Source organism: Mycobacterium europaeum (genome assembly GCF_034555895.2).
Taxonomy (GTDB): Bacteria; Actinomycetota; Actinomycetes; order Mycobacteriales; family Mycobacteriaceae; genus Mycobacterium; species Mycobacterium europaeum.
Genome location: NZ_CP157315.1, coordinates 3,369,924 through 3,380,816 on the forward strand (window position 1 = coordinate 3,369,924; position 10,893 = coordinate 3,380,816).

At 69.9% G+C, this 10,893-nt stretch carries 13 protein-coding genes; all 13 read left to right on the forward strand.

All coding sequences use genetic code 11. The annotated features are described in order from the left end of the window. Positions 1 to 6 precede the first annotated feature (6 nt). The 13 genes from U8D42_RS15315 (at position 7) to U8D42_RS15375 (ending at position 10,891) form a co-directional block, all read left to right on the forward strand. Entirely contained in the window at positions 7 to 978 is a 972-nt protein-coding gene (locus tag U8D42_RS15315) for an NADPH:quinone oxidoreductase family protein (protein WP_322859796.1), read from the forward strand. Positions 979 to 1,156: 178 nt separating this feature from the next. After that, positions 1,157 to 2,260 (forward strand): homogentisate 1,2-dioxygenase, encoded by a 1,104-nt coding sequence (locus tag U8D42_RS15320; protein ID WP_322859795.1) that lies wholly within the window; start codon positions 1,157 to 1,159, stop codon positions 2,258 to 2,260. Between the two features lie 2 nt (positions 2,261 to 2,262). Next, complete coding sequence (locus tag U8D42_RS15325) at positions 2,263 to 3,453, forward strand: alpha/beta hydrolase family protein (RefSeq protein WP_322859794.1); 1,191 nt, start codon at positions 2,263 to 2,265, stop codon at positions 3,451 to 3,453. Further along, positions 3,450 to 4,655 (forward strand): CaiB/BaiF CoA transferase family protein, encoded by a 1,206-nt coding sequence (locus U8D42_RS15330; RefSeq protein ID WP_322859793.1) that lies wholly within the window; start codon positions 3,450 to 3,452, stop codon positions 4,653 to 4,655. The genes U8D42_RS15325 and U8D42_RS15330 overlap by 4 nt, the downstream gene beginning before the upstream one ends. Further along, positions 4,652 to 5,548, forward strand: coding sequence for a hydroxymethylglutaryl-CoA lyase (locus U8D42_RS15335; protein WP_322859792.1), 897 nt, complete (start codon positions 4,652 to 4,654; stop codon positions 5,546 to 5,548). The genes U8D42_RS15330 and U8D42_RS15335 overlap by 4 nt, the downstream gene beginning before the upstream one ends. Then, positions 5,548 to 6,174 (forward strand): TetR/AcrR family transcriptional regulator, encoded by a 627-nt coding sequence (locus U8D42_RS15340; protein WP_322859791.1) that lies wholly within the window; start codon positions 5,548 to 5,550, stop codon positions 6,172 to 6,174. Before U8D42_RS15335 ends, U8D42_RS15340 begins: the two co-directional genes overlap by 1 nt. A gap of 10 nt (positions 6,175 to 6,184) precedes the next feature. Next, a complete protein-coding gene (locus tag U8D42_RS15345; protein ID WP_322859790.1) occupies positions 6,185 to 7,429 on the forward strand; it encodes an acyl-CoA dehydrogenase family protein in 1,245 nt (414 codons plus the stop codon). Then, complete coding sequence (locus tag U8D42_RS15350; RefSeq protein ID WP_322859789.1) at positions 7,426 to 8,415, forward strand: phosphotransferase family protein; 990 nt, start codon at positions 7,426 to 7,428, stop codon at positions 8,413 to 8,415. The genes U8D42_RS15345 and U8D42_RS15350 overlap by 4 nt, the downstream gene beginning before the upstream one ends. Further along, positions 8,412 to 8,759, forward strand: a complete 348-nt coding sequence (locus U8D42_RS15355; RefSeq protein WP_322859788.1) for a DUF6285 domain-containing protein — start codon at positions 8,412 to 8,414, stop codon at positions 8,757 to 8,759. The genes U8D42_RS15350 and U8D42_RS15355 overlap by 4 nt, the downstream gene beginning before the upstream one ends. A 67-nt stretch (positions 8,760 to 8,826) precedes the next feature. After that, complete coding sequence (locus tag U8D42_RS15360) at positions 8,827 to 9,228, forward strand: nuclear transport factor 2 family protein (RefSeq protein ID WP_090423421.1); 402 nt, start codon at positions 8,827 to 8,829, stop codon at positions 9,226 to 9,228. Positions 9,229 to 9,260: 32 nt separating this feature from the next. Continuing rightward, entirely contained in the window at positions 9,261 to 9,797 is a 537-nt protein-coding gene (locus U8D42_RS15365) for a YceI family protein (protein ID WP_322859787.1), read from the forward strand. A 30-nt stretch (positions 9,798 to 9,827) separates the two neighbouring features. Further along, entirely contained in the window at positions 9,828 to 10,241 is a 414-nt protein-coding gene (locus tag U8D42_RS15370; protein ID WP_085243449.1) for an Rv3143 family two-component system response regulator, read from the forward strand. 272 nt (positions 10,242 to 10,513) lie between these two features. After that, positions 10,514 to 10,891 carry an NADH-quinone oxidoreductase subunit A gene (locus U8D42_RS15375; protein ID WP_085243448.1) on the forward strand — a complete coding sequence of 126 codons (378 nt, stop codon included), beginning with the start codon at positions 10,514 to 10,516 and terminating at the stop codon, positions 10,889 to 10,891. Positions 10,892 to 10,893: the final 2 nt, after the last annotated feature.

Below are 10,893 nucleotides of genomic sequence, written 5' to 3' on the forward strand. Positions count from 1 at the left end.
CCGACCATGCGAGCTGCACGGGTGACCCGGCTGGACGGGCCGGACGCGATAGAGGTGGCCGAGGTCGACGAACCGTCGGGTGACGGCGTGGTCGTCGACGTGTACGCCGCCGGCGCCGCCTTCCCCGACGCGCTGCTGACCCGCGGCCTCTACCAGTACCGCCCCGAACCGCCGTTCGTGCTGGGAGCCGAGATCGCCGGCGTGGTGCGCTCGGCGCCGGACGGCGCGCACGTTTCGGCCGGCGACCGGGTCGTCGGGCTTACGATGCTGTCCGGGGGCATGGCCGAGGTCGCGATCCTGCAGCCCGACCGGGTGTTCAAGCTGCCCGACAACGTGAGCTTCGAGGCGGGCGCCGGCCTGCTGTTCAACGACCTGACCGTGTACTTCGCCCTGACGGTGCGCGGCCGGCTGGCCCGGGGCGAGACGGTGCTGGTGCACGGCGCCGCCGGCGGCATCGGGACGTCGACGCTGCGGCTGGCGGGGCTGCTCGGGGCGTCGCGCACCATCGCGGTCGTCAGCACCGGAGCCAAGGCGGACGTCGCGAGCGCCGCCGGGGCCACTGATGTGGTGCTGGCCGACGGGTTCAAGGACGCGGTCAAGGAGCTGACCGGCGGGCGCGGCGTCGACATCGTGCTCGACCCGGTCGGCGGCGACCGGTTCACCGATTCGCTACGCTCGCTCGCCCCGGGGGGCCGGCTGCTGGTCGTCGGCTTCACCGGCGGTGACATCCCGACGGTCAAGGTGAACCGGTTGCTGCTCAACAACATCGACGTGGTGGGCGTGGGCTGGGGCGCGTGGACCGCGACGCATCCGAACGCGTTGGCCGAGCAGTGGGCGGGCCTCGAGGAGCTGCTCAGTTCGGGCCGGCTGGCGGCCCCCAACCCGGAGGTCTACCCCTTGGCGGAGGCCGCCGCCGCGGTGGCGTCGCTGGAGAACCGCACCGCCAGAGGCAAGGTCGTGGTGCGCGTCCGCGACTGACGCGATGGGCCGCGCCGGCGGCTCCTGGTCATGTGGCCTTCGCAGGATTTGATAGCGCGGGCGATATCAAATCCGGTAAGCCGGGCCTGGTCGGCGGATCCGCTCACCCTTGTGCGCGCCCGAAACAAAAAGTAATGTCACTTTCAGTTTTGTCCGTCGCCCGAACCGGGGGTCAGCCATGGAATCCTTCGTCCACCTGCGAAGAGGCAGGACACCGCGACGCCTGCACGCCGATCTCGACGGCCTCAAGGACGACGAGCTGGGCCGGGGCGGGTTCACCGGCCGCACCGCCAACCTCTACCGCCGCCATGACCCGACCGCCTACCGGTCGGCCGGGCCGCTGCGCCCGATCGACGTGCTGGCCGGCGAGCTCAAGCCCGGCGACGCCACCGACGCCCGCGGCGGTCCCCTGCTGATGTTCGACAACGCCGACTGCCGAATCCTGTTGAGCCGCCGGCACGAGCCGATGCCGTTCTACACCCGCCATGTCGACGGCGACCTGCTGTGCTTCGTCCACCGGGGCGCGGGCCTGCTGGAAACCGAGTTCGGCCCGCTGCGCTATTCCGAAGGCGACTGGGTCTACCTGCCGAAGGCGTGCACCTGGCGTCAGCTGCCGGACAGCGAGACGACCCTGCTCATGGTCGAGGCGACCGACGAGTTCCGGGTGCCGCCGCCCGGACCGCTGGGCCGCCACTTCCCCTTCGACCCGTCGCAGGCCATCATCCCCGAGCCGGCGCCGATCGACGACGACGGCCGCGACGAGTACGAGGTCCGGCTCGTCCACCGGCCCATTCACGATGAGGGCACGACAACGCTCGTCTACCAACACAATCCGCTCGACGTCGAGGGCTGGCGCGGCGACAACTTCGCGTTCACCTTCAACATCGCCGACTACAACGTCGTCACCTCCGACAGCGTCCACCTGCCTCCGACGGTGCACTTGTTCATGCAGGCCACCGGCGTCTACGTGATGAACTTTCTGCCCAAGCCGGCCGAAGGCGTGCAGGGCACCGAGCGCACGCCGTGGTATCACCGCAATGTCGACTATGACGAGATCGCCTTCTTCCACGGCGGCTCGCTCTACGGCATCCCGATGCCGCCCGGACTGATTTCCCATGCGCCGCAAGGTGTTCACCACGGCGCACCGGAGAAGGCGCGGGAACGGGCGCGCCGCAAGTTCGACGAGTACTCCCGCGTCGATTGGCAAGTGATCGCCGTCGACACCCGCCGGCGACTGAACCCGTCGGCCGAGGTGCTGGCGCACGACCTAGGACAACACTGACCATGACGAACCGTCACGAATACGAGCGAATCCCCTATCTTGTTGCCTTCCAGAACAATTCCGGCGTCCGCGACGTGTACGGCGGCCTGGCCGAGATCACCGTGCTGGAGAGCTACCTGCTCAAGCCGAACGACAAGCCGTCGGACACCGTGCTGGTGTTCATGCACCCGATCGGCGGCGGCGCCTACCTGCCCATGATCAACGCGCTGGCCCGGGCCGGCCACCACGTCATCTACTGCAACAGCCGCTTCCGCGGTACCGACTCCGCGCTGCTGATGGAGAAGGTGGTCGAGGACCTCGGCGAGTGCATCAAGGACGCCAAGAAGCGGCTGGGCTATCAGAAGGTGGTCCTGGCGGGGTGGAGCGGTGGCGGCTCGCTGTCGATGTTCTACCAGCAGCAGGCCCAGCACCCGACCATCACCTCGAGCCCGTCCGGCGACGGCCCCGACCTGACCGCCCTGGACCTGATCCCCGCCGACGGCATCATGCTGCTGGCGGCGCACATCAGCCGGCACGGCACGCTGACCGAATGGCTCGACGCGTCGATCCTCGACGAATCCGACCCCACCCAACGCGATCCCGAGCTGGACCTGTACAACCCGGACAACCCGAACCAGCCGCCCTACACCCAGGAGTTCCTGGCCCGCTACCGCAGCGCCCAGGTGGAACGCAACCGGCGCATCACCGCGTGGGTCAAGGACAAGCTCGCCGAGCTGAAGGCTGCCGGACGTCCGGACGACGAGTTCTGTTTCGTGGTGCACGGCACCATGGCCGACCCGCGATGGCTGGACCCCACCGTCGATCCCAACGAACGCACCCCCGGAACCTGCTACCTGGGGGATCCTCAGGTGGTGAACATGAGCCCGGTCGGGCTGGCGCGCTTCTCCACGTTGCGGGGCTGGCTCTCGCAATGGAGCTACGACGACGCCCGGGGCGACGGGGTCGCCTGCGGGGCCGACATCGCGGTCCCGGCGCTGGTGATCGGTAACCTGGCGGACGACGCCTGCACGCCCAGCCACACCCGGCGGCTCTTCGACGCGATCGGGCGCGATGACTCTCATGACAAGGAGATGCACGAAATCCCCGGCGCCACCCACTATTACGCGGGCCCCGACCAGCGCGACAAGCTGCGCGCGGCCGTCGACATCGTCACCGACTGGCTGGTCCGCCACGACTTCGCGGGCAAAGAGTGACGCCCGCCGGCCCGCTGGACGGGATCCGGGTGCTCGAACTCGGCACCCTGATCGCCGGGCCGTTCGCGGGCCGGCTGCTGGGCGACATGGGCGCCGACGTCATCAAGATCGAACCCCCCGGCGCCCCCGACCCGCTGCGCACCTGGGGCCAGGCGGAGGTCGACGGGGAGCACGTCTTCTGGACGGTGCACGCGCGCAACAAGAGGGCCATCACCCTCGACCTGCGCCGCCCGCGCGGCCGCGAGCTGTTCTGCGACCTCGTCGAGAAGTCCGACATCATCGTGGAGAACTTCCGCCCGGGGACGCTGGAGAAATGGGACCTGGGTTACGACGTGCTCAGCGCCCGCAATCCGGGCATCATCCTGGTTCGGGTGTCCGGCTATGGACAGACCGGGCCCGACGCCCACAAGGCCGGCTACGCCTCGGTGGCCGAGGCGGCCAGCGGGCTGCGACACCTCAACGGCTTCCCCGGCGGCCCGCCGCCCCGCCTGGCGCTCTCGCTCGGCGACACCCTGGCCGGGATGTTCGGCGCCCAGGGCGCGCTGGCCGCGCTGCACCGCCGCGGCGTCACCGGGCGCGGCCAGGTGGTGGACGTCGCGCTGACCGAATCCTGTTTGGCCGTCCAGGAATCCACCATCCCCGACTATGACGTCGGCGGCGTGGTGCGCGGACCGTCCGGCACCCGGCTCGAGGGCATCGCGCCCTCGAACATCTACCGCAGCGACGACGGCTCGTGGGTGGTGATCGCCGCCAACCAGGACACCGTCTTCGCCCGGCTGTGCAAGGCGATGGGGCGCCCGGAACTCGCCACCGACGACCGGTTCGCCACGCACGTCGCGCGCGGGCGCAACCAGGACGAACTCGACAAGATCATCGGCGCGTGGGCCGCCGAGCGCCAGCCCGGTGACATCATCGAAACCCTCAGCGCCGCAGGGGTGATCGCCGGGCCCATCAACACGGTCGCCGAGGTGGTCAACGACCCGCAGTTGCGGGCCCGCGGCATGCTGGTCGAGCATTACGACGAGCGGGTGCGGCGCAACGTGCTGGGCCCCGGCGTCGTGCCCGTGCTCTCGGAATCCCCCGGCCGGGTCCGCGCGGCCGGGCCCGCCCGTCCCGGCCAGCACAACGACGAGGTCTACCTCGGGTTGCTGGGCAAGACCGGCGAGGAGCTCGAGGCGCTGCGGGCCGAGGGGGTGGTGTGAACACACACGTGACCATCCGTGAGGTGGCGCTGCGCGACGGGCTGCAGATCGAAGCGCCGATCCCGTTGTCGGCCAAGCTCGAGCTGCTGGCGGCGATCGCCGCCACCGGGGTGCGCGAGGTGGAGGCCACCGCGTTCGTCTCGCCGTCCAAGGTGCCGTCGATGGCCGACGCCGCCGAGCTCGCCGCCCACCTGCACGACTATCCCGACATCGAGTTCTCCGCCCTGGTGGCCAGCCCGAACGGGGCCAAGCGGGCCGTCGCGGCGGGGCTGCGCTCGGTCGAGTATGTGGTGGCCGCCGACGACACGTTCAGCAAGGCCAACGTCGGCCGGACCAGCGCCGAGGCCACCGGCCAGATCGACGAGATCGTCGCCATCGCGCACGGCAGCAACGTCACCGTCGAGGTGGTCATCGCCACCGCATGGGACTCCCCGTTCGAAGGCCCCACCCCGCCGCAGCGGGTGCTCGAGATCGCCGCGACCGCCCGCGACCGCGGCGTCGACCGCCTCTCGATCGCCGACACGATCGGCACCACCACCCCGGGACGCGTGAGTTCGCTGATCGCGCAATTGCGCCCGGTGATCGGCGACCTGCCGCTGGGCGGCCACTTCCACAACACCCGCGGCTCGGGGCTGGCCAGCGCCTACGCCGCGGTCAGCGCCGGGGTGACCCGGCTGGACGCGTCGGTCGGCGGCCTGGGCGGTTGCCCGTTCGCGCCGGGAGCCACCGGCAACATCGCCACCGAGGACCTGGTGTACCTGCTGCGTGACAGCGGCATCGGGGTCGACGTCGACCTGCAGGCCGCCATCGCCGCGGCCGGGGTGGCGAAATCCGTCGTCGGGCACGACCTGCCGAGCGCGCTGCTGCGCGCCGGCGACCGGATGCGCAGCTGATGCCCGCCTCGGAGGCGCCGACCGCCAAGGGCCGCCAGACCAGGCAGGCCATCGAGCAGGCGGCCCGTAAGCTGTTCGCGGAGCGCGGTTTCCACGGCACGACCCTGGCCGACATCACCTCGGCGGCGGGCAAATCGCCCGCGGTGTTCTACCGGTATTTCGCCGACAAGGAGGACCTGCTCGCGGCCCTCGCGGAGTCGTTCCTGCACGACGTCGTGACACCGTCGGGGCTGAGCCTGGAGCTACCCGACTCGCCGGACGACGACGCCTTCTTCACCGCGGTGGTCACCGGGTATTGGAACATGTTCAAGCAGAACATCGGCATCATGATCGCGGTGGCGCAGCTGGCCGCCACCCAGCGCCGATTCGCGGCCGTGCAGAACGAATTCCGCCGCTTCGGCATGGACATCGTGGCCGCCTCGGTGCGCCGCGCCCAGGAGCAGGGCTACGGGACCGAGCTCGACCCGCAGCACACGGCGGCGGCCATCGCCCTGCTGTTCGAGAACTTCACCACCGTGTTCGTCGGCCCCTCCAACCTGGGCATCAAGATCAGCGACAAGGACGCCATCGCCACCCTGTCGACGATCTGGAAGAAAACTCTCTACGGCAGCGGCAAGCAGACATAGGAGACAAACTGTGGATTTCACGCTCCCCGAACACCTTCCGGGCCTGCTCGCCGAGATGGACGAGTTCATCGAGGCGGAGATCAAACCCCTGGAGCGCGACCACATCCAGTTCTTCGACAAGCGCCGCGAACACGCCCGCACCGACTGGGACAACGACGGCATCCCCACGCGCGAGTGGGAAGACCTCCTCGCCGAGATGCGCAGGCGCGCCGACAGGGCGGGGTGGCTGCGCTACGGGCTGCCGTCGTCGCTGGGCGGCCGGGACGGCACCAACGTCGACATGGCCGTGATCCGGGAACACCTGGCGCACAAGGGTCTCGGCCTGCACAACGATCTGCAGAACGAGTCCTCGATCGTCGGAAACTTCCCGCAGGTGATCATGATGGAGCGGTTCGGCACCTCCGAGCAGCGCCGGTTGTGGTCCGAAGCGCTGATCACCGGGGAACGCTCGATGGCGTTCGGCCTGACCGAGCCGCAGCACGGCTCGGACGCCACGTGGCTGGAGACGCGCGCGCAGCCCGACGGCTCGGGCTCTGGGGGCTGGGTGATCAACGGCGCCAAGCGGTTCAACACCGGGGTGCACCGCGCGACCCACGACCTGGTCTTCGCCCGCACGTCCGGTGAGCCGGGCCAGGCGCGGGGCATCACGGCCTTTTTGGTGCCGACGGATGCGCCCGGCTTCGACGTCCCCTACTACTGGTGGACGTTCAACATGCCGACCGATCACGGCGAAGTCCTGCTGACCGACGTCCGGGTGCCCGCCGACGCGGTGCTCGGCGAGGTGGACCGCGGCCTGGAGGTCGCGCAGACGTTCTTGCACGAGAACAGGATTCGGCAGGCAGCCAGCAGCCTGGGCGCGGCGCAGTACTGCATCGACCGGGCCGCCGAATACGCCGGTCAGCGGACCGTCTTCGGCAAGCCGCTGTCGGTCAACCAGGCCGTGCAATGGCCGCTGGCCGAATTGCAGACCGAAGCCCAGATGGTGCGGCTGCTGGTGGCCTACGCCGCCTGGCACCTGGACCGGGACCACCACATGGAGGTCTCCGACAAGGTGTCGATGGCCAACTATCGTGCCAACCGGCTCGTCTGCGACGCCGCGGACCGGGCCATGCAGATCTTCGGCGGCCTGGGCTACAGCCGGCACGAGCCGTTCGAGCACATCTATCGGCACCACCGCCGCTACCGGATCACCGAGGGCGCCGAGGAGATCCAGATTCGCCGGGTGGCCCAGCGGCTGTTTAAGTTTGGCAAGTGACGTCGACCGAGGAGCTGGCCTCTCGACTCGCCGCCGAACTGGCGCCCGTCCTGGGCGCCGGGGTCGCGGTGGAGAACCTGCGCGCCCTGACCGGCGGCGCGAGCCGCTCCACGTGGGCGTTCGACGGCGTCACCGGCGACCGGCGCCGAGCGCTGATCCTGCGCATCGGCGCGCCCGACGACATGCACGCCGGCATGGAGCTGGAGGCGAACGCCCAGGCCGCCGCGGCCGCCGCCGGCGCACCGGTCCCCCACGTCCTGATCGCCGATGATTCGCCTGCGGCCCTGGGCAATCCGTTTCTGATCTGCGACGAGGTGGCCGGCGAGACCATCGTCCGGCGCATTCAGCGCCAGCTCGACGCGGCGGGCGGCCAGCCGGCCCGCGCCGGGCTGCTGCGGCAGTGCGCGGCCGCCCTGGCGGCCATCCACCGAGCCGACCCGCGCATCCCCGGCCTGGCCCACGAGGACCCGCTCACGCAGTGGCGCGAGCGGCTCGACGCCATGGGCGACACCACCGCCACCTTTGAATGGGCGTTTCGCTGGCTCGAGGCCCGCCGCCCGGAGCCTTCGGCCGACGTCCTGGTGCACGGCGACTACCGGATGGGCAACCTCATCGTCGACGGCGCCCGCCTCGCCGCGGTCCTCGACTGGGAGCTGGTACACCGCGGTGACCCGTACGACGACCTCGCCTGGTTTTGCATCCGGGCCTGGCGCTTCGGCGCCCCGGCCAGCCTCGGCGCCGGCGGCCTCGGCAGCATCGAGAGCTTCCTTCGCGCCTACGAGCAGGCCGGCGGGACTAGCGTCGACCGGGTGGCGTTTCACTGGTGGCTGGTGCTGGCCACGCTGCGTTGGGGCGTCATCTGCCGCTACCAGGCGGAGCGGCATTTGACCGGCCAGTTCCGCTCGGTGGAGCTGGCCGCGATCGGTCGCCGGGTGTGCGAGACGGAGTGGGACCTGCTCGACCTGCTCGACGAGGTGCCGGAGTGATCGGCCCGTACGGCCGTCCGCTCGCGGCCGAGCTGGTGGCCGCGGTGGCCGAATTCCTGGAGACCGACGTGCGGGCGGCGACCAGTGGGCAGGTCAACTTCCACGCCCGGGTGGCCGCCAACGCGTTGCGCATCGTCGAACGCGAACTGCTCGACGAGAGCGAGGCCGAGTCCGTCGCCGCGCTGGCCGACCTGGGGTTCGCCGACGAGGAAGAGCTGGCCGCCGCGATACGGGCGGGTGAGCTGGACGGACGGACCCGGGAGGTCATCGCCTGCCTGCGCACGCTGGTGCGGCGCCGGCTGGCGGCCGCCCACCCCGGATACGAAGCGGACGACGGCGAATAGCTCGGCGACGATGCGGGCCGTGCAGCGGCCCGAGGAGGAGCCGGGCCACCAGGAGAGGAGCGAGATCATGCCCGCTGCGAGCAAGGAAATCGTCGCCGACTCCGCCGATCGCCTGTTCACGGCGATCGAACAGGGTGACTTCGCGGCGGTCGAGCGGATGTGGAGCGACGACATCGCGGTGTGGCGCGTCGGCGCCCGCCGCGACCCCTCCAAGCCCGATGGCAAGGCCCGCGCGCTGCGGGTCATCGGCTGGTTCATCTCCGCGACCACCGAACGCCACTACGAGGTTCTCGATCGGCGGTTCTTCGACGGCGGCTTCGTCCAGCAGCACGTCCTGCACGCGACCGGCCATGCCGGCCAATCGATCTCGATGCGGGTCTGCATCGTGATCAGGGTGGGCGGCGACGGCCGGCTCGAGCGGATCGACGAGTACTTCGACCCCGCCGAGATCGCGCCACTGCTGGACTAGGCGCTAGATTCGCCACGAGAGATGGGGTGACGATGACGACTCTGGAAACACTGCTGAACGATCCCGACGTGGCCGGCGTGTGGCACCTCGTCCCGGACCGCTCGGCCATCACCTTCAAGATCCCGAACATGTGGGGCCTGCTGCGCGTCAAGGGCCGGTTCACCGAGTTCAGCGGCGACGGCCAACTGACGGGCAAGGGCGCGGTTTTCGGCCGCCTGGACATCCGCGCCGCATCCCTGGACACCGGGATCGGCCGCCGCGACAAGCACCTGCGCTCGGCGGACTTCTTCGACGTCGAGCGCTTCGGTGAGATCAGCGTCGTCGTCACCGGCGTGCAGCCGACCAAAGGCAACACCGGCGAACTGCGGGCCGCCTTCACCATCAAGGGCATCACCGCGCCGCTGCCCCTGACGGCCACGATCACCGAGCTCGACGACGGCTCGATCCGGATCGCGGCGGAAGCCAAGATCGAGCGCACCCAGTTCGACCTGGGCTGGAACCGGTTGGGCATGATCGGCTCGACGGCCACCGCGGGGGCCGAAGCCGTCTTCGCGCGGGCTGCCCAGTGAAGCCGGGGCGACACCAGTAGCATCTGCACCGTGTCGGACTCCAGCCCCGAATCCAGCGTCGCCCTGCGGATCCTGGTCTACAGCGATAACGCCAGAACCCGCGAACAAGTGATACGGGCATTGGGCAAGCATCTGCATCCGGATCTGCCCGAGCTGACCTACCTCGAGGTGGCGACCGCCCCGATGGTGGTCCGGCAGATGGACGAGGGCGGCATCGACTTGGCCATCCTGGACGGCGAGGCCACGCCCACCGGCGGCATGGGAATCGCCAAGCAACTCAAGGACGAACTCGCGACGTGCCCACCGATCGTGGTGCTCACCGGCCGCCCCGACGACGCGTGGCTGGCGAACTGGTCGCGCGCCGAGGCCGCCGTGCCGCATCCCCTCGATCCCATCGTGCTGGGCCGCACGGTGCTCGGACTGCTCCGCACCCCCACCCGCTAGGCCCTCCACCTGCGTTGATACCGCGACCGCCGGCCCACCGGCGGCCGCGAAGCGTGCGCGCGTGCGCCGCGGGCCGCGCCCGGCGGCGAACCGCCCGGTTGCGGCCACCCAAAAACGAGGCGAATACCCCCACCCCGACAAAACACACCCGCCTTCGCGACGCTATGTTGTGAAGGTCACTGTGATCGCCCGCGGCCCGGGTACGTCACAGCAGCCCGGCCCCCCGCCCGGCCGCCGCACCGGCGACCCGTACGAGGAGATCTTGGAGCGAGTTGAACGTCTACATACCCATCCTGGTGCTCGGAGCGATCGCCGCGGCCTTCGCCGTGGGTTCGGTGGTGATCGCGAGCCTGGCCGGCCCATCGCGCTACAACAAGTCGAAGATGGCCCCCTACGAATGCGGCATCGAGCCCACCGAAACGGCGGTGAGTGGCCCGCATGCGACGCCCGGCCAGCGGTTCCCGGTGAAGTATTACCTGACCGCAATGCTTTTTATCGTCTTCGACATCGAAATCGTGTTCTTGTATCCCTGGGCGGTCAGTTACGACGCGCTGGGAACGTTCGCGTTGGTCGAGATGGTGGTGTTCATGCTCACGGTTTTCGTGGCGTACGCCTATGTGTGGCGCCGCGGCGGCCTGACGTGGGATTGAGG

Excerpts from the sequence above, each read along its gene's own strand:
- U8D42_RS15360 (WP_090423421.1), top strand. The coding sequence starts at position 8,827 with ATGCCCGCTGCGAGCAAGGAAATCGTCGCCGACTCCGCCGATCGCCTG.
- U8D42_RS15315 (WP_322859796.1), top strand. The coding sequence starts at position 7 with ATGCGAGCTGCACGGGTGACCCGGCTGGACGGGCCGGACGCGATAGAG.
- U8D42_RS15320 (WP_322859795.1), top strand. The coding sequence starts at position 1,157 with ATGGAATCCTTCGTCCACCTGCGAAGAGGCAGGACACCGCGACGCCTG.
- U8D42_RS15325 (WP_322859794.1), top strand. The coding sequence starts at position 2,263 with ATGACGAACCGTCACGAATACGAGCGAATCCCCTATCTTGTTGCCTTC.
- U8D42_RS15340 (WP_322859791.1), top strand. The coding sequence starts at position 5,548 with ATGCCCGCCTCGGAGGCGCCGACCGCCAAGGGCCGCCAGACCAGGCAG.
- U8D42_RS15365 (WP_322859787.1), top strand. The coding sequence starts at position 9,261 with ATGACGACTCTGGAAACACTGCTGAACGATCCCGACGTGGCCGGCGTG.